The 18098-nt window shown below is 72.5% G+C and carries 17 protein-coding genes; 11 read left to right on the top strand and 6 right to left on the bottom strand.

Translation table 11 applies throughout. The features are described from left to right. Positions 1-600: substrate-binding domain-containing protein (locus DY240_RS07365; protein ID WP_147375226.1), on the top strand; the 600-nt coding region annotated here is incomplete at its 5' end. After that, on the top strand, positions 597-1460 hold the full coding sequence (locus DY240_RS07360) for a phosphogluconate dehydrogenase C-terminal domain-containing protein (protein ID WP_119659302.1): 864 nt from the start codon (positions 597-599) through the stop codon (positions 1458-1460). The genes DY240_RS07365 and DY240_RS07360, both read left to right, overlap by 4 nt. A 4-nt stretch (positions 1461-1464) precedes the next feature. Here DY240_RS07360 and DY240_RS07355 read toward each other — a convergent pair whose 3' ends face one another. Both DY240_RS07355 and DY240_RS07350 read right to left on the bottom strand, forming a co-directional pair. Then, the gene (locus DY240_RS07355; protein WP_158602768.1) at positions 1465-1893 is read right to left on the bottom strand and encodes a pyridoxamine 5'-phosphate oxidase family protein; all 429 of its coding nucleotides are present in this window, start codon (positions 1891-1893) and stop codon (positions 1465-1467) included. Between the two features lie 399 nt (positions 1894-2292). Beyond that, the gene (locus DY240_RS07350; protein ID WP_147375225.1) at positions 2293-3564 is read right to left on the bottom strand and encodes a hypothetical protein; all 1272 of its coding nucleotides are present in this window, start codon (positions 3562-3564) and stop codon (positions 2293-2295) included. Between the two features lie 404 nt (positions 3565-3968). On the opposite strand from DY240_RS07350, the gene DY240_RS07345 reads away from it, so the two are divergent. The 4 genes from DY240_RS07345 (at position 3969) to DY240_RS07330 (ending at position 7719) form a co-directional block, all read left to right on the top strand. Beyond that, positions 3969-4853, top strand: coding sequence for a MetQ/NlpA family ABC transporter substrate-binding protein (locus tag DY240_RS07345; protein WP_119659299.1), 885 nt, complete (start codon positions 3969-3971; stop codon positions 4851-4853). Continuing rightward, positions 4853-5884 carry a methionine ABC transporter ATP-binding protein gene (locus tag DY240_RS07340; RefSeq protein WP_119659298.1) on the top strand — a complete coding sequence of 344 codons (1032 nt, stop codon included), beginning with the start codon at positions 4853-4855 and terminating at the stop codon, positions 5882-5884. The genes DY240_RS07345 and DY240_RS07340 overlap by 1 nt, the downstream gene beginning before the upstream one ends. After that, entirely contained in the window at positions 5881-6543 is a 663-nt protein-coding gene (locus DY240_RS07335; RefSeq protein ID WP_119659297.1) for a methionine ABC transporter permease, read from the top strand. The genes DY240_RS07340 and DY240_RS07335 overlap by 4 nt, the downstream gene beginning before the upstream one ends. Before the next feature lie 114 nt (positions 6544-6657). Beyond that, on the top strand, positions 6658-7719 hold the full coding sequence (locus tag DY240_RS07330; protein WP_119659296.1) for a ferric reductase-like transmembrane domain-containing protein: 1062 nt from the start codon (positions 6658-6660) through the stop codon (positions 7717-7719). On the opposite strand, the gene DY240_RS07325 is transcribed toward DY240_RS07330, so the two are convergent. From DY240_RS07325 to DY240_RS07315, 3 genes are all read right to left on the bottom strand, one after another. After that, positions 7695-8564, bottom strand: coding sequence for a siderophore-interacting protein (locus DY240_RS07325; protein WP_233552641.1), 870 nt, complete (start codon positions 8562-8564; stop codon positions 7695-7697). The two genes, DY240_RS07330 and DY240_RS07325, sit on opposite strands and share 25 nt — an antisense overlap. After that, a complete protein-coding gene (locus DY240_RS07320) occupies positions 8561-9538 on the bottom strand; it encodes an ABC transporter substrate-binding protein (protein ID WP_119659295.1) in 978 nt (325 codons plus the stop codon). Before DY240_RS07320 ends, DY240_RS07325 begins: the two co-directional genes overlap by 4 nt. A 293-nt stretch (positions 9539-9831) precedes the next feature. After that, a complete protein-coding gene (locus DY240_RS07315) occupies positions 9832-10479 on the bottom strand; it encodes a TetR/AcrR family transcriptional regulator (RefSeq protein ID WP_119659294.1) in 648 nt (215 codons plus the stop codon). Positions 10480-10584: 105 nt separating this feature from the next. Between DY240_RS07315 and DY240_RS07310 the strand changes: the two genes are divergently transcribed. Genes DY240_RS07310 through DY240_RS07300 form a run of 3 tightly spaced genes read left to right on the top strand, consistent with a single transcriptional unit; the run spans position 10585 to position 12516 of the window. Continuing rightward, complete coding sequence (locus DY240_RS07310; RefSeq protein ID WP_233552640.1) at positions 10585-10884, top strand: DUF1905 domain-containing protein; 300 nt, start codon at positions 10585-10587, stop codon at positions 10882-10884. Positions 10885-10901: 17 nt separating this feature from the next. After that, positions 10902-11699, top strand: coding sequence for an alpha/beta fold hydrolase (locus DY240_RS07305; protein ID WP_119659293.1), 798 nt, complete (start codon positions 10902-10904; stop codon positions 11697-11699). A gap of 19 nt (positions 11700-11718) precedes the next feature. Beyond that, positions 11719-12516, top strand: a complete 798-nt coding sequence (locus DY240_RS07300; protein WP_119659292.1) for an MBL fold metallo-hydrolase — start codon at positions 11719-11721, stop codon at positions 12514-12516. 621 nt (positions 12517-13137) lie between these two features. Here DY240_RS07300 and DY240_RS07295 read toward each other — a convergent pair. Next, complete coding sequence (locus DY240_RS07295) at positions 13138-15963, bottom strand: FAD-binding and (Fe-S)-binding domain-containing protein (protein ID WP_199701015.1); 2826 nt, start codon at positions 15961-15963, stop codon at positions 13138-13140. A 114-nt stretch (positions 15964-16077) separates the two neighbouring features. Here DY240_RS07295 and DY240_RS07290 point away from each other — a divergent pair, with 114 nt between their 5' ends. Together DY240_RS07290 and DY240_RS07285 are read left to right on the top strand one after the other, a co-directional pair. Then, positions 16078-17337 (top strand): RuBisCO large subunit C-terminal-like domain-containing protein, encoded by a 1260-nt coding sequence (locus DY240_RS07290; protein WP_199701014.1) that lies wholly within the window; start codon positions 16078-16080, stop codon positions 17335-17337. Further along, on the top strand, positions 17334-18098 hold a 765-nt coding region (locus DY240_RS07285; protein ID WP_147375224.1), incomplete at its 3' end, for a four-carbon acid sugar kinase family protein. The genes DY240_RS07290 and DY240_RS07285, both read left to right, overlap by 4 nt.

The raw sequence follows: 18098 nt of genomic DNA, 5'->3' as shown, positions 1-18098 counted from the left end.
CTGCTGCGGCGGCCGGGGCGCGGCTCCGCGCAGCCGTCGGTCGCCGTCGACGACGTGCTCGGCGGCCGGCTCGCGGCCCGGCACCTGCTCGGTCTCGGCCGGCGCAGCCTCGCCTTCGCCGGCGGGCCGCTGGAGGTCACGCAGGTGGCCGACCGGCTGCAGGGAGCCGGCGAGGAGGTCCAGTCCCGCGGCGACGCGACGCTGGAGGTGATCACCGTCGCCGAGCGGACCCTCGCCGGCGGGCGGGCGGTGGCGGCGCAGCTGCTGCGCCGGCCGCCGGGCCGCCGGCCGGACGCCGTCTTCGCCGTCAACGACCTGCTCGCGCTCGGGCTGCTGCAGGCACTGGTCGCGGCCGGCGTGCGGGTTCCGGAGGACGTCGCGGTGATCGGCTACGACGACATCGAGTTCGCCGCCGCGTCGCTGATCCCGCTCAGCTCGATCCGGGCGCCGCAGGACGACTTCGGCGCCGCGGCCGTCGAGCTGCTGCTGGGCCTCGTCGACGGCACGGCGCACGACACCCAGCTGACCCATCCGCCGGCGCTCGTCGTCCGGGCGAGCACCGCCGGCACGGACGGTACGGAGAACAAGGAGAAGGCATGAAGGAGCACGTGACGATCGCCGTCATCGGCGCCGGCGGCAAGATGGGCATGCGGGTCTCTGACAACCTGCAGCGCACCGGCCACACCGTCCGCTACGCGGAGAACTCCCCCGCAGGCGTGGAGCGGGTGACGGCGGCGGGCCGTCGCGTCACACCCACCGCCGAGGCCGTCGACGACGCGCACGTCGTCGTGCTGGCCGTGCCCGATCTCGCGCTCGCGGCCGTCTCCGCCGAGGTCGTACCGAAGCTCCAGTCCGGCGCCGTGCTGCTGACGCTGGACCCGGCCGCCTCCTACGCCGGGTTGCTGGCCCGCCGCGACGACGTCGTCCAGGCGGTCGCCCACCCCTGCCACCCGTCGGTGTTCCTGGAGCGGAGGACGCCGGAGGAGCACGCCGACACCTTCGGCGGCATCGCCGCGCCGCAGGACGTCGTCGCGGCCATCGAGGCGCCGGACGGCGACGACGGTCAGGCTCGGGCGGTCGCCGAGACGGTGATCCGGGCGATGTACGCGCCGGTGCTCGACGTGCACTGGGTGACGGTCAAGCAGCTGGCCCAGCTCGAGCCGACGCTGGTCGAGACGGTGGCGTGCATGGTCGGCGCGCTGCTGGCGGAGGCCCTGGAGGAGGCCGTCACCACGATGGGCGTCCCGGAACCGGCCGCCCGGGCGATGCTGCTCGGCCACACCCAGGTCGCGCTGGCCAACACGCTGCGCGGCTCGAACCCGTTCTCCGACGCCTGCCTCATCGCGATGGACTACGGCCGCGAGTCGATCGTCCGCGACGACTGGAAGAAGATCTTCCGCGACGACGAGCTCGACCGCGTGCTCGCCCGCATGCTCCATCTGGACCGCATCGAGCGGTGACGGGTCAGTAGACGCGGGCGCGGGTGGGCGTCACGCGGATCAGCGTGGAGTAGCCGGCCAGCACGTCGTCCGGCGTGGCGCCGACCGCCTCGATGACCGCGCGGTACTTGTCGACGTACCGCTCGGCCTCGTCGCCGGCCAGCGGCCCCTCCTCGACCACGGCCTCGCCCTCCAGCGTCACGACGCCGCCGCCCGCGCCGTCGGCGTGGTCGACGTCGAGGTGCAGCGACACCCGCGGGTTGTCCCGGAGGTTGCGCAGCTTGCCCGCGCCGGGCTGGCTCAGCACGAGGACGCGGTCGCCGTCCCAGAGGAACCCGACCAGCGAGGTCTGCGGCTGCCCGTCGGCGCGGACCGTGGTGATCCAGATCTCGGTCTCGTCCTCGAGCCGGCGCCGCGCGGTGCCGGCGGCGGCGTCGTCCAGGCCAGGAAGCATCGTCGGTCCCTTCGTCGCGTGGTGCCGACCACAGCACGGCATCGACGCAAGGTATTCCGGCCGGTCATTATGGGCGTGAGATCCGTATTGTGGCTCCAGCCCCACAATGCAGTAGATGTCGAGGTCGCTGCCCCGCGTCGATGAGCGCGAACTGCGGCGGGGCGAAGAGCGCAAGCTCGCTTGGCAGTATCTGGGCAAGGCGGCGCCGCCGTCATTAGCCTGCTCAAGATCGCCACCATCGGTATCAGCACCACCCGGCTCGCCACCAGCTGACCACCCTGAACCGCCCGGGCACGCCAGCCAGAACCACGGCCAGCGAGATCACCACAGCCGACGAAAGAGCAGCAGGCTCCATCACACCACGGATTCGGATGATCATGGCACTCGATCCTGCCCGTCTCATCGTCCGATCACGATCAGCGCCTGACGCATCTTGTCGGCAACCTCGCGCACCGCGCTTCGCGGTGCGACGACAGCGAGCACCGCCGCCGAGAAGAACACTCCGCGGATCTGCTCCTGCACCTGAACGTCGGCGAACTGGTGTGCCAGCAGCAGGCCGGCACCAGCAAGCACGGCAGCGATGGCGACGCGCTCCAGCACCGATGAGATGATCCGTGGCGTCGCACTGGCTGGTTCGGCCTTGGCGAGTTCCTCCCACCTACCTCGACTCGCAGCGACCAGGCCGTCGGCCAGCGCGGGCGCAAGTGCGTCGTCGCGTTCGCGCCCACCCAGGAGCACTGCGCGCGCATGAATGCGAAATCCGGCGGCGATGCGCCCACCGAGGTCGTTCGCATGCTTACGCGAGTCTGCGAGATCGATCGGGGCGACACGCTTCAAGTTGCGCTCCACGCCGATCGCAGCGGCCTCGAGACGCCGCGCCAAACGCACGCGCTCCGTTCGCGATCGCCGCCAATCTGCCGCTTCGGCAGGCGGCGAGACCGTCGCGATGTCACTGCCTCCGATGGCCGCCACGTACGTCTCGAAGAGCGCCTCGACGAGACGGTCTCTCGGGTCGGGACGATGCCTCATGAGCACGGCGGTTGCGCAGACGATCGCGAGGCTGACGAAGATCACGAACGTGACGAGCGGCGCCACGACGACGTTCCACTCGCCGAACGGTGAACTGCGCCAGAGCGGCCCGGCAGTGAGACCGAGCAGGGCGAGATAGAGCACTGGCACCAGTGTGCCTCCAAGGATCGCTTCCCAACGATCCATCGGCGCCGGATCGATCCACTTCCAGGATCGACGAAGTGCTTCATCGATGCTCTGGCCGCTGGGGCGCCTCCACACCCGCAGCCAGATCGATACAGGAACGACCACCGCGGAAATGAGGGCGCCGATCCACAACATCGCCAGGAGTGGGCCCACGGCATCCCAGACCCAACTGCGTGACAGCGGTGCCGATCCTCCGCGAAGCGCGCCGGTGCACAGCCACATCACGGTGCCGAGCAGAACCATCCCGATCGCGAACCGACCCATGAGCCGCTCGCCGGACCGTTCCACGTCGTGGATCGAGCCAAGTGCCGCCTGCACAGCGCGAGAAACCTCCACACTGGCTTCCGGTCCGTGCGCGATGATGCATTCACTACGCGCAACGGCCTCGATCAGGTTCAGGGAGCGTGCAGGGTCGATGGTAGGCGGCACCGAGGTCGAGGATCGATCACCGATCATGGCACCGCATTGTCGCGATTCACGAGCGTCGTCGCGACAGCATCAGACAGCAGGATCTGCCGCGGCGTCCACGAACGTAGATCGTCCTACATTCTGGTCAAACTTAGCTCACCATGTGAGATCACATCGGTTTCCGTTTGGAGACCATTGGTCCAATCGGGAAGATGGACGCATGTCTCGCGCCTCGTCCGACACCGCCCGGATCGTGTCCACGGCCCTCGGCCGCGGCATGTCCATGTGTCCGATGCGAATGCGCCGCTGCCGCTGACGCCGTCACCGCGTCACCGAGGCAGCAACCCTCCCGAGCCCACCGGCGCCGGCCGGCGACCTGGCCGCGCCCTGCGCGGGCTCCCCCGCGCCCACCCCGCGCGATCCCCACCCTCACCAAGGAGAACACGCACACCATGAACCGTCGCATCGTCCTGCCCCTCGCACTCGCCGGAGCCACCGCCGTCCTGGCCGCATGCGGCGGGGGCGACACCGAGACCGCGTCCGGCGAGTCCGGCGACCCGATCCGCATCGGCGTGGTCGGCGCCAGCGAGGACTACTGGCAGGCCTTCACCGAGCTCGCCGACGAGGAGGGCATCGACGTCGAGTTGGTGAACTTCACCGACTACACCCAGCCCAACCCGGCGCTCTCGCAGGGGCAGCTCGACCTCAACCAGTTCCAGCACCTGCAGTACCTGGCCGCGTACAACGTCGCCAACGACGACGACCTGACGCCGATCGGCGCGACCGCGATCTACCCGCTCGGCCTGTACTCGCAGAAGCACCAGTCGCTCGAGGACATCCCCGAGGGCGGCGAGGTCGCGATCCCCAACGACGAGACCAACCAGGCCCGCGCGCTGCTCGTCCTGCAGGACGCCGGCCTCATCACGCTCGAGGGCGGCGGCAGCTCGACGTCGCTGCCGTCGGACGTCGTCGAGGAGGAGTCGCGGGTGACCGTGACGCCGGTGGCCGCCGAGCAGACGGCGACGGCGCTCAACAGCGTCGACGCGTCGGTCATCAACAACGACTTCGTCGCCGACGCCGGCCTGGAGCCGACCGACGCGCTGTACCAGGACCAGGCCGACAGCCCGGGCGCCCGCCCGTACATCAACGTGTGGGTGGCGCGGTCCGAGGACGCCGGCAACGAGACGTTCCAGCGGCTGGTCGACCTGTACCACTCGCCGGAGGTCGAGGAGGCGTCGTCGCAGGCGTCGGGCGGCACCGCGGTGTTCACCGACAACCCCGCCGACGAGCTGGCCGAGATCCTCGACGGCATCCAGACGGACCTCGCCGCGCACTGATGGCACCCCTGATCAGCTTCCAGGACGTCACCAAGGACTTCGGGTCCGGCGACCGCGCCGTCCGTGCCGTCGACGGCGTCACGCTGGACATCGAGGCCGGCGAGATCTTCGGCGTCATCGGCTACTCCGGCGCCGGCAAGAGCACGCTGGTGCGGCTGGTCAACGCGTTGGAGACGGTGACGTCCGGCCGCCTGCTGGTCGACGGCCAGGACGTCACCGCCCTGCGCGAGGCCGAGCTGCGCCGCCTGCGGGCCGGCATCGGCATGGCGTTCCAGCAGTTCAACCTGCTGAACTCGCGCACCGTCGCCGGCAACGTCGCCTACCCCCTCAAGGTGGCCGGCTGGCCGCGCGAACGCCGCGCCGCACGGGTCGCCGAGCTGCTCGACTACGTCGGCATCGCCGACAAGGCCAAGGCCTACCCGCGGCAGCTCTCCGGCGGGCAGAAGCAGCGCGTCGGCATCGCCCGCGCACTCGCGACGTCGCCGCGGATCCTGCTCGCCGACGAGGCCACCAGCGCGCTCGACCCCGACACCACGCAGGACGTGCTGGCGCTGCTGCGCCGGGTCAACCGCGAGCTCGGCGTCACCGTCGTCGTCATCACGCACGAGATGGACGTCATCCGCTCGCTCGCGCACCGGGTCGCCGTCATGGAGGCCGGAAGGGTGATCGAGCACGGGCCGGTCTACGACGTGTTCGCCGCGCCGCGCGAGCGGGCCACCCGCCGGTTCGTCGCGACGACGCTGAAGGACCGGCCGACGCCCGAGGCCGTGGAGCGGCTGCGGCACCGGCACCCGGGCCGCATCGTCACCGTCGGCATCAGGGAGAGCGGTGTCGACGTCACCGCGGCGCTGCGCGCCCACGGCGTCGACGGGACGATCGTGTTCGGCGGCATCACCGAGATCGACGAGCGCCCGTTCGGCTCGCTGACCCTGGAGCTGACCGGCCCCGACGCCGCCATCGACGCGCTGCTCGCCGACCTGCGCTCGCGCACGGATGTCGACGACCTGGGGACGGCGGGGGTGCCGGCATGAACCGCGACTGGTCCGAGCTGTCGCCGATCCTGTGGGAGTCGGTGCGCGAGACGCTGTACATCGTCGGTGTGACGGTGGGCGTGGGCGGCCTGCTGGGGCTGGTGCTCGGCGTGCTGCTGTATGCCACCCGGCGCGGCAACCTGCTCGAGAACCGCGTCGTGTTCACCGTGCTGAACGTCGCGGTGAACGTCGTGCGGCCGATCCCGTTCATCATCTTCATCACCGCGGTCGGGCCGGTGACGCTGGCCGTCGTCGGCACCACGATCGGCAACGACGCGGTCATCTTCGCCATGTCGATCATGGCGACGTTCGTCACCGCCCGCATCGTCGAACAGAACCTCGTCGCCACCGACCCGGGCGTCATCGAGGCGGCCCGGGCGATGGGCGCGTCGCGGCTGCGGATCTTGGTGACGGTCCTGGTGCCCGAGGCGCTGGCGCCGCTGATCCTCGGCTACACGTTCCTGCTGATCGGCATCGTGGACATGTCGGCGCTGGCCGGCTACGTGGGCGGCGGCGGACTGGGCAACTTCGCCATCGTGTACGGGTACCAGCGGTTCAACTGGGAGGTCACGCTGGTCACCGTCCTGGTGATCATCGGCATGGTGCAGCTGGCGCAGCTGCTCGGGAACTGGCTGGCGCGCAAGGCCCTGCACCGCTGAGCCGTCCGAGCATCGGGACACCCCTGGTGCCCGCCGTCCATGATCGCCTACTTTGTGTGACCACGTGCCAAAGATCCCCGGCGACTTGCCAAAGGTGGCGGAGAGCGAGGACCCATGGCCGACGAGGCGGAGTCGACGGGACGATCGTGGTTCGACGGGGCCGCGTTCCGGCAGGACCTCAGGGCCGCCTGGCTGGACGCGAGCGCCGCCCTGCTGATCACGCTGCTGCTGTTCGCCTGGCTCCACCAGCGCGTCGACGGCGGGACGTCGGCGACGCTCGACGTGATGCCGTTCCTCGAAGGCGGCGCCGACACCTACTGGATGTACTGGCTGTGCCAGGCGTTCGGCTGGTCGGGGCTGCTGTGGGCGTGGATCACCGTCATCCTCGGCCTGACCCGGTCCAGCCGGTCACCTGCCTGGCTGCCCGTCTCGCCGGCGCGCCTGGAGAAGTGGCACCGCACCACCAGCCTCACGACCGTCGCGCTGATGTTCCTGCACGCGTTCTGGTTCTTCGCCGAGGAGGTGCGCTACAACGCCGACGGGCTGGGCGTGGCGGGCCGCACCTGGACGGCGTTCGTGAACGTGTTCGTCCCCGGCGCGTACGGCAGCGGCACCGGGCTGATCGCGATCCTGCTCGGCCTGCTCGCGCTCTACCTGGCCATCCCGCTCGGGCTGGCCTACTACGCCCGCCGCTCGATCGGCCCGCGGGCGTGGCGGACGCTGCACGCGTCGATCATCGTCGTCTATGTGCTGAGCGTCTGGCACACGCTGCTGTACGGCACCAACGTCTGGTACGACGGCTGGTTCCGGACGACCGTGTGGCTGCTGCAGCTGCCGGTCGCCGGGCTGCTGCTGGTGCGGCTGCTGGTGCCGGCGCACCGCCCGCACCGCGGCCGGCTCGACCTCGCCGGACGGTGGGCGGCGCGGGTCGCGGTCGTGGTGACGGTGTGGGCGCTGCTGACGGTGGCCGCGACGGGGCACGACGGCGGCCGCACCCGCGGCGTCGAGGGCGCGCCGCTCAACGTCACCCAGACGACGATCTGGGCCGGGCTCACCGTCTTCGCCGCCGTCGTCACCGTCGCCGTCGTCCGGGCACACCGGGCGGCGCGGGCCGCACGGGCCGGCCGTCGCGACCGCGACGAGCAACGCCGTCAGACGGCCGCCGCCTCCTCGTGATCGGCCAGCTCCTCGGCGGTCGAGGCGTCGTCGTGACTGCGGTCGACCCGCCAGTAGCCCGAGAACGCCACCGCGCGCCGATCGATGCCGCGCTCGCCGACCAGGTGCCGGCGCACCTCGCGCACCGCTGACGCCTCGCCGGCCACCCAGGCGAACGGCTCGCCGTCCGGGAACTCCAGCGCCCGGACGGCGTCGGTCAGCGCGGTGGAGCGCCCGGCCGGGACGCCGCCGCGGTGCCACCAGGTCACCGTCACCGATGCCCGGCTCTGGAACCGCTGCTCCTCCTCGGGCCCGGCGACCTCGGCGACGACGACGGCGTGGTCGTCCGGGCCGAGGGACTCCAGCCACGCGCCGATCGCGGGCAGCGCGGTCTCGTCGCCGGCGAACAGCTTCCAGTCATGCCGGCCGGGTGTGCGCAGATGGCTCACCGACGGCCCGTACAGCCCGATGACGTCGCCCGGACGGGCGGCGGCCGCCCACCGGGCCGCGGGACCGTCGTGCCCGCCGCCGTCGCCGTGCAGGACGAAGTCGACGTCCACCTGCCGCTCCTCGGGCCGGTGCCGGCGGATCGAGTAGGTCCGCAGCCACGGGCGCCGGTCGTCGGGCATCGCCAGGTAGCGCTGGTACCAGCCGGAGACGTCGTCGAGATCGGCCGGCGGGTCGGGCACCTCGGGCACCCCGCCGTCGCGGGCGAAGAACAGCTTGACCTGCTGGTCCGGCGCGACCGGCGTGAAGCCGGCCAGCCCGTCGCCCGTGAGCGTCACCCGCCGCATCCGCGGCGTCACCGTCTCGCACCCGACCACGCGCAGCTCGCTGTAGGTGAGCCGCGGCCGTGCCGCCCTCACGACGCCGCCTCCTCCAGGTACGGCCGCAACTGCTCCAGCCCGTACGGGATCGACAGCGGCGACGGTGTGTTCAGCCCGACGATGGTCGGGTAGTCGAGCACGGCGACGGTGCCCGGCAGCTGGTCGAAGCCGGGGATGTCCGCGAGGTCGCTCTCGTCGCCGCCGTTGACCAGGAACGCCAGCAGGTCGGCCTGCAACAGGTCCGAGCGCTCGGTGCTGACGTTGACCCGGGCGTCGCCGGTGGCCTCGCCCTCCGCCTTGACCGGCCCGTACATCGTCATGCCCAGCTGCTGGAAGAAGACGCTGGAGCCGTCCTGCTCGTCGGCCACGATGTACATCGAGTCGCCGACGATGTACTGCGCCAGCGAGAACGTCTTGCCCTGGAGGCCAGGCAGCTCCTCGGCGACGGCGGCGACCTCGCCGTCGACCTCGGCGATGACCTCGTCGGCGCGCGTGGGCTCGCCCAGCACGTCGCCCGCCGTGCGGACGAGGTCCTGCCACGGCGTCACCTGCCGCTCGTCCAGCCCGGGGATGGTCGGCGCGATGCCGGAGAGCTGCTCGTACGTCGCTTCGTCGGTGATCGAGAACGTCCCGACGATGAGGTCGGGCTGCAGCTCGGCGATCTGCTCGATCGGCGGCCCGTCGTCCAGCGGCAGCGGCTCGGCGTCGGCGGGCAGCTCCTGCCACGGCACGCCCGACTCCGGCATGAACGCGTCGACGGAGTACCCGACCGGCTCGACGCCCATCGCCAGCATGACGTCGGTCCACTGCAGGTCGATGGTGACGATGCGCTCCGGCACGCCGGTGATCTCCGTGCTGCCGTACATGTGGTCGACGGTGACCGTCTCGGGAGCGGCGTCGCCGTCGGCCGAATCGGCGGCCGGCTCGGTGTCGCCGCCGCCGCAGGCGCCCAGGACGACGGCCAGGCCGAGCGCGACGGGCACCCATCGGGACGAACGGGCGGAAAGTCTCATGCAGGCAACCCTAACTTAGGGTCGGCTAACCATATCGGCGGGTCCACATCCCGGGCGCCTTGGCACGCCTCGTCCTGGGCCTGAGTCGCGTCCTGGGCCTGAGTCGCGTCCTGGGTCTGTGTCGCGCTTTCGAGCCGGATTCAGCCGTGAAGCGCGACTCACGCCCAGGACGCGACTCAGAGCCAGGACGTCGGACACCCTCGAGTCCTCACTGGCGGATCGTCAGCCGTGCTCGGCCGCACTCGGGGACCGCAACAGGCTCAGGCCCTCTGGCACAGGACGCGACCCCTCGATCACGAACGCGGCGCCGGACCGAAGGCCGCGAGGAAGATCCGCACCGCCTCGGCGACGTGCTCCCGCAAGTCGCCCTCGTCCGGCACGGCGGCGTCGCCGAGCATCATGGCCCGGTTCAGGGGTGCGGCCATGACCAGCCAGTTGAACCACTCGGCGGCGGCGGCGGGGTCGTCGCACGACAGCAGCCCGCGCTCGCGCAGCCGCTGGAACATCGCCGTGATCTCGTCGATGGCCCGCTGCGGCCCCCGCTCGTAGAGCACCTTCGCCAGCTCCGGGAACCGGCCCACCTCGCCGATGACCAGACGGCGCAGCTGCAGCAGCTCGGGCTCGGTGACGATGCGCAGCTGCCGCTCGGCGAACGCCCGCAGGTACGCCCCGAGGTCGTCGCCGTCGCCGAGCTCGGGACGCTCGTGGTGGACGCGGTCGCCGGCGTCGCCGGTCATCGAGCCGACGATCTCGAGGAACAGCGCCTCCTTGCTGCCGAAGTGCGTGTAGACGGTCTGCTTCGACACGCCCGACCGCGACGCGATGAGGTCCATGTTCGTGCCGAGGTACCCGTTGCTCAGGAACACCTCACGCGCCGCGCGGACGATCGCCTGGTGCTTCGCGTCGGACCTCGCCCACGGCCGTGCCCCGGCCTGCGCCATCGGCTCTTTCCTCCTCGTCGACCGACCCGTTGACGACATCATACTGGACAGTCTAGTGTGGCCATACTGGACGGTCCAGTTTGAACATCACAGGAGGTGAGAGCCGTGTCCCCTACCGCTACCGAGGCCAGCCCGATCGACGTCCGGTTCGACGCCGCCCTCACGCAGGGCGGCGCCGACGCGCCGGGCAGCTGGACGGTGGTCGTCATGACGGACTCTGCCAAGGTCTTCGGCACGCGTCAGCCGGTGAAGGTGTCCGGGACCATGGACGGCCACCCGTTCGAGGCCACGCTGCTGCCGCTGGGCGACGGGACGCACATCCTCCCCGTGAAGGCGGCCGTCCGGAAGGCCATCGGCAAGGGCGCCGGCGACGACGTCACCGTCCACCTCCAGCAGCGCCGCTGACCACCAAGGAGCGCACCATGACCGAGTACGTCACCACCACCCTCGGCGACCGGGTCGCCTTCGACCGCTACGGCGACGGCCCCGGGCTGATCTTCGTGGCCGGCGCCGGCCCGTTCCGCGCGATCGACCCGGTGACCACCGAGACCGCCGAGCTGGCGGCAGAACGGGGCCTGTCGACGATCGTGTACGACCGCATCGGCCGCGGCGAGAGCGAGACCACGAACACCCCGATCGGCCTGGACCGCGAGCTCGCCGCGCTGCGGGTGCTGATGGACCTGCTCGGCGGCAGCGCCGCACTGTGCGGGCACTCGTCCGGCTGCTCCATCTCCCTGGCCGCCGCCGCGAACGGGCTGCCCGTCACCGCGCTGGCGCTCTGGGAAGCGCCCATCGCACCCGTCGGCACCGTCGCGGAGTGGATCGGCGAGGTCGAGCGGCGCATGGATGCCCGCGACCTCGACGGCGCGCTGGCCCACTACATGAAGGACATGCCGCCGGAGTGGCTCGAGCAGGCCCGGCAGGATCCGATGTACGAGGCCTACGCCGCCCAGGTGGTCAGCTACCGCGCCGACGGCGAGTCGCTGGTCTGGGCCGACTCCGCGCCGCACGCCGAGCTGTTCGCCGGCATCCGGGTGCCGGTCGAGTTCCTGCTGGGTACGAAGACGTTCGACGAGATGCACGCCGCCGCCGCGTCGGTGCTGGCCGCGATCCCCGGTAGCGTCAAGAAGGAGATGCCGGGCGCCGACCACACGTGGGAGACCGCCCCCATGGCGGCGGAGCTGGCGGCCTTCGTCCGGACGGCGGCAGGGCGCGGCTGAGCGTTCACGGGAGGCCACGATGCGGATCGGCGAGATCGACCTGCTGCCGATGTCCGACGGCACGTTCGCGGCCCGGCCCGCGTACCTCACGCCCGATCCGGTCCCCGATCCGCCGTCCCCGTTCGGTCCCGACGGCGTCGCCTGGCTGCCCATCGGCTGCTTCCTCGTGCGCACCGGCGACCGCGTCGCCCTGGTCGACGCCGGCCTCGGGCCGGCCCGCAGCGACCTGCCGCACGGCATGGCGCTGGTCGGCGGCCAGCTGCCGGTCGCGCTGCTGGCCTGCGGGGCGCACCCCGAGGACGTCACCGACGTCGTCTGCACGCACCTGCACGCCGACCACGTCGGCTGGCTGTTCGACCGCGACGGCCGGCCGGTGTTCCCCGGCGCGACGATCTGGTTCGGCGCGGGCGACGGCGCCCACTTCGTCGACGGCGACGGCGAGATGGCCGACCACGTGCGGGCCGGCTTCCGCGCGACGGCGGCCGACCCGCGCCCGGTGGACGGCGATCGCACCGTCGCGCCGGGCGTCGACGTCGTCGCCACCCCGGGGCACACGCCCGGGCACCTGGCCGTCGTCGTCTCCTCCGGTGGCGACCGCGTGGTGCTGGCCGGCGACGCGATCACCGTCCCGGTTCAGCTCGACGAACCGGCCTGGCACTCCTTCGGCGACGTCGACCCCGAGCAGGCCGGCCGCAGTCGCGCCTGGCTCTGGGACGAACTGGCCCGGCCCGGCACCGTCGGCACCGGCGCGCACTTCCCCGAGCTGCGCTTCGGCCGCGTCGTCGTCCACGGCGGCCGCCGCACCTGGTCGGCCTGACGGCGGCTCCGTGTGGCGTTCGCCCGGGCTCCCCGTCCCCCTGCTGCCCATTCTCTTAGCCGCGCAGCCGCGCCTCAAGTCCGCCATGGAGTCGCTTCGCGACGACGGGCGGACTTGACCCGCGGCTTCGCGGCCAAGAACGGGCAGCTATCAGGGGGACGGGGAGGATGTGGGCACGCCTCGGCGTTGCCGTGCCCGTTTCGCGTGCTTTGTCGGACTGTGGACGGCGATGATCATCCAGGATCGCCTACATCATGAGGATTACCTGAGCATCACCATGACTGTAGGGGTGTTGACGCTGGGGTAATCCTCGTGATGCCCTCCGAATCACGGTGAAATCTCACCAGGTGGACGCTCTACGACACCAAACTCACACCGAAACGGGGCCAACGCCGCGGAAGTCGTCGCCACACTCCCCCCGTCCCCCTGATAGCCGCCCGTTCTTNCACACTCCCCCCGTCCCCCTGATAGCCGCCCGTTCTTAGCCGCGGGCGCGCGGGTCAAGTCCAAGGCCCCCAACCAGAAGCGAACAGCACACAGTCAGAGGCCGCGGACTTGAGGCGCGCGCCCGCGGCCAAGACCATCGGGCAGCAGGGGGACGGGGAACGCGACGACCACGGATCAGGCCGGGCGGGTGGCCTCCTCCAGCAACTCGAGCACGTGGCGGTAGGGCTTGCCGGTGGCCCGGGTCATGCCCAGCTCGCACGTCCGGTTGCAGGACGCGTACCCGTCGGCCTCACCCAGCGCGGCGACGGTGGCCGCCTCGGGCTCGGTGGCGGCGCGGGTGAGCTCGGGATGCAGCAGCCCGCGGTCGCCGGCGAAGCCGCAGCAGCCCCAGTTCGAGGGCACGACGGCCTCGCGGGCCACGGCCGCCCCGAGTGCGGCGAGGTCATCGAGGTCGCCGAGGTGGACGCTGGCGCAGGTCGGGTGCAGCACGACGCGGTCCAGCTTCCGCGCGTCCGCCACCGGCGCCAGCCGCGGCAGCACCGACGACCGCACGAACGCCACCGCGTCGACGACCGTCACCCGCGACCACCGCACCGCGTCGGGCGCCGGCAGCTGCGCCGCGAGCCCGGCCAGCCCGTGCGAGCAGGACGACGCGTCGGCCACCACGGGCAGCCGGCCGTCGTCGGTGAGCGGCCAGAGCGCGTCGAACACCTGCTGCGCCATGACGGCCGCGCCGGCCTTCAGGCCCTTCGACGCCCACGGCGTGCCGCAGCACAGCGACGGCGTCCGCTCGGCGATGGCGACGGGGACGCCGGCCCGTTCGGCCAGCGCGAGGAACGCCGCGGTGACGCCGTCGCCGCCGCCCTCCGGCGCGAACAGCGCGCCGATGCAGGCCGGGAAGAACACGGCCTCGACGGCCCCGGCGCCCGACCCCGACGACGGCCGCGGCCGCCCCGGCCCCGGCAGCGAGCCGTCGGCAGCGGGGATCCACTCCGTGCCGAGCACGGCTCTGGCTAGCGATGACGCGCCCGACACCACTGGGCCGGGCAGAGCCGACGCGACGCGCAGGCCGGCCCGTGCGGTGCTCACGCCCGCACCCCAGTGCCGGGCCGCCACCGAACCCGCCTTCTGCGCGACGCGGCCCAGCGAGTCGGACCGGCGGGCCTTCATCGCCTGCCCGGTGTCGATCTTGACCGGGCAGGCGGTGACGCACAGCGAGTCCGCGGCGCAGGTCTGCACGGCCAGGTACCGGTACTCCTTCTCCAGCTCCGCCCGGACGTCGGGCGCCGCGACGGCGATCTCGCGCAGCAGCGCGATCCGCTGCCGCGGCGTCGTCGTGACGCCGCGCGACGGGCAGACCGGCTCGCAGTAGCCGCAGTCGACGCAGGTGTCCAGCGCGGGGTCGACCGGCGGCACGGTCTTGAGGTGGCGCAGGTGCGCCTGCGGGTCCTCGTCGAGGACGACCCCGGGCGCCAGCACGCCACGCGGGTCGCACAGCGCCTTCACCTCGCGCATCACCGCGTAGAGCTCGTCGCCGTACTGGCGGCGGACGTACGGCGCCATGATGCGGCCGGTGCCGTGCTCGGCCTTGAGCGAGCCGTCGGCGCCGAGCACGAGGTCGACGAGGTCCTCGGTGAAGGCCGCATAGGCCGACAGCTCGCGCGGGTCGTCGAGCCGCGGCGTGATCATGAAGTGCAGGTTCGCGTCGCGGGCGTGCCCGAAGATGACGGCGTCGCCGTAGGCGTAGCGGTCGAACAGCCCCTGCAGGTCGCGCACCGCCGGCCCCAGCGCGGGCGCCGGCACGACGATGTCCTCCAGCAGCGCCGTCGTCCCCTGCGGCCGGGCACCGGCCACCGTCGCGTAGAGGCCCTTGCGGACGTGCCACGCCGCGGCCCGCTGCCCCGCGTCGGACGACAGCCCGCCCGGCACGCTCAGCGGCAACCGGCCGACCACGGCACCCACCGCGGCCGACAGCGCCTCCAGCTCCGCAGCCGTCGCCGCGGCCACCTCGACCAGCAGCGCCGTGTGCTGCTCGATCCGCAGCGACCGGATCACCGCCGGCGCACCCGGGTCGGCCGCCGCGACCCGCAACGACGTCGCGTCCATCAGCTCGACGGCGCCGGCGCCGGCCGCGACCAGCTCGGGCAGCGCCCCGATCGCGCGATCGAGCGTGTCGAACACCAGCAGCGCGGTCGCGACGTGCGGCAGCACCGGCAGCGTGTCGAACGTCGCCGACGCGACGAACGCCAGCGTCCCCTCGGACCCGACCACCAGGTGGGCCAGGATGTCGGCCGGCGCGTCGTGGTCGAGGAACGCGTTGAGGCCGTAGCCCATGGTGTTCTTCATCGAGAACTGGTGCTCGATGCGCGCCCGCAACACCGCGTCGGCCCGCAGCCGGTCGCGGATGCGGGCCAGCCCGGCGTGCAGTTCCGGCTCCAACGCGGCCAGCCGCGCGTCGGCTCCCGGCGCCGCGGTGTCGAGGTAGCTGCCGCTGGGCAGCACCAGCTCCAGGCCGGCCAGCGTGCGGTAGGCCGTCGCCGTCGTCGAGCTCGTCATGCCCGAGGAGTTGTTCGCGACGACGCCGCCCACCGTGCAGGCCGCCTCGCTCGCGGGGTCGGGCCCGAGCCGCCGGCGGTACGGCGCCAGCGCGGCGTTGACCCGGCGCACGACGGCGCCCGGCTCGGCCCGCACGCGGGCGCCGTCGTCGAGCACCGTCACGCCGCCGAAGTGCCGGCGGGTGTCGACCAGGACGGCGTCCGTGCCCGCCTGCCCGGACAGGCTCGTGCCGCCGGAGCGGAACGTCAGCGGGACGCCGTCGCGGTGCGCCGTCGCGAGCAGCGCGGCCACCTCGGGGACGGAGGACGGCGTCACCACCGCGGCCGGCGTGAGCAGGTAGTGCGATGCGTCGTGCGCCATCCGGGCGCGGTCCGCGATCCGCTCGCTGACCTGGGCAGATCCCACCGCGGCGCGCAGCGCGTCGACGTCGATGACGGGGCTCACGATGCCGAACCTACCGGTCAGACCACAGCTCTTGCGCAAGCCCTCCCCCGGCTGTATGGTCGCTGCACGTACATGCGTAAGCGCATATCTATGCATCGTCCCGATGGAGGCAGCGTGAGCGGGAACGTCCTGGCGACCTACGAGATCGCGACCGCGCTCCCCCTGGAGAAGGCCGCCGCCGTCATCGCCGGCGAGCAGTCCAGTGGCACGTTCGTCGCCGTCGCCCGCGAGTCCGCGGAGCTGAAGGCTCGGCACGCGGCCGTCGTCCGGTCCGTCGACGAGCTGCCGCTCAGCGGCCGGCCGCCGCTGCCCGGCGCGGTCGGCGACTGGGCCGACGCGCGCCGCGCCCGCATCGTCGTCGAGTTCCCGGTGCACAACTTCGGCCCGTCGGTGCCGAACCTGCTGGCGGCCGTCGCGGGCAACCTGTTCGAGCTGCGCGAGCTGGGCGAGCTGCGGCTGGTCGACCTCGAGGTGCCCGACGTGTTCGGCACCACCTACGCGGGCCCGGCGTTCGGCGTCGAGGGCACCAAGGCGCTGGCCGGCAAGGCCGGCGCGACCGGGCCGCTGATCGGCACCATCGTCAAACCGAGCGTCGGCCTGGGCCCGGAGGAGCTGGCCGAGCTGGTCGAGGAGCTGGCCATGGCCGGCATCGACTTCATCAAGGACGACGAGCTCCAGGGCAACCCGCCGGGCTTCCCGCTGGCCGACCGCGTGCACGTCGTCATGGACGTGCTCAAGCGCGCCGCCGACCGCACCGGCCGGATGCCGATGTACGCGTTCAACATCACCGACGACATCTCCCACCTCGCGTCCAACCACGACCTCGTCCGGGCCGCCGGCGGGACCTGCGTCATGGTCGTGATCAACGCCGTCGGCTTCGCCGGGGTGCAGTACCTGCGCGAGCGCGCCGAGCTGCCGATCCACGGGCACCGGGCGATGTTCGGCGCGTTCGCCCGGTCGCCGCAGCTGGGCATCGCGTTCCGGGTGTTCCAGAAGCTGGCCCGGCTGGTCGGCGTCGACCACCTGCACACCAACGGCATCGCGAACAAGTTCTACGAGACCGACGACGAGGTGGGCGCGTCCATCACCGACGTGCGCACCCCGCTGCTCGGCGGCTACCACGTCGTCCCCGTGCTGTCCTCGGGTCAGACGCCGGCCATCGCCGACCGCACGTACGCGCGGGTGGGCGACCCCAGCGACCTGCTGGTGCTGGCCGGCGGCGGCATCCACGCGCACCCGGGCGGCTCCGGCGCCGGGGTCACGGCGATGCGCGAGGCGTGGGACGCGGCGGTCACCGGGGAGGCCCTGACGGCCCGAGCGGAGCGATCGCCGGAGCTGGCGGCGTCGCTGGCGCAGTTCGGAGACCGCCCATGACGGCCGCGGGCTTCTACGGCGACGACTTCACCGGCTCCGTCGACGCGCTCGTCCAGTTCCGCCGGGCCGGCTGCACGGGCGTGCTGGTGACGTCGCCGGACGGCGTCAAGGACGCGCTCGGCGACGGCCCCGACGTCGTCGGCGTCGCCGGCGTGGCGCGGTCGCTCTCCGCGGACCGGCTGGACGCCGAGGTGCGGCCCGCACTGGAGCTGCTACGCGACCTGGCGCTGCCGGTCGTGCAGTACAAGGCCTGCTCGACGGCCGACTCCTCCCCCGCCGTCGGCAGCCTGGGCCGCGTCCTCGAGATCGCCCGCGACGTCTTCGGCCCGGCCGCCGTCCCGGTGCTGTTCGCCCAGCCCGACTTCGGCCGCTACACGTTCTTCGGCCACCACTTCGCCCGCGACGGCGAGGTCGTCCACCGGCTAGACCGCCAGCCGACGATGGCGCACCACCCGGTGACGCCGGCGACGGAGTCCGATCTCGCCCGGCACCTGGGCGCGCAGACGACGCTGCCGATCGGGTCGCTGCACTGGACCGCGTACGCAGGCGGCTCGGACGCCGTCGCCGCCGCCTGGCGCGGGTCGGACGACGCCGCCGTCGTCTGCGACGGGTTCACCGACGACCACCTCGACGTGGTCGGCCGAGCCGTCGTCGAGAGCGGCCGGCGGTTCGTCCTCGGCGCCGGCGGGCTGAGCCTGGGCATCGGGCGGGCGCTCGGCCGCGCCGGAGGCGCCCCGCCGGCCACCGCCGGCCCCGCGCCG

The organism is Jiangella rhizosphaerae (assembly GCF_003579925.1).
GTDB classification, from domain to species: Bacteria; Actinomycetota; Actinomycetes; order Jiangellales; family Jiangellaceae; genus Jiangella; species Jiangella rhizosphaerae.
This window is presented reverse-complemented; position numbering and strand designations above follow the sequence as displayed.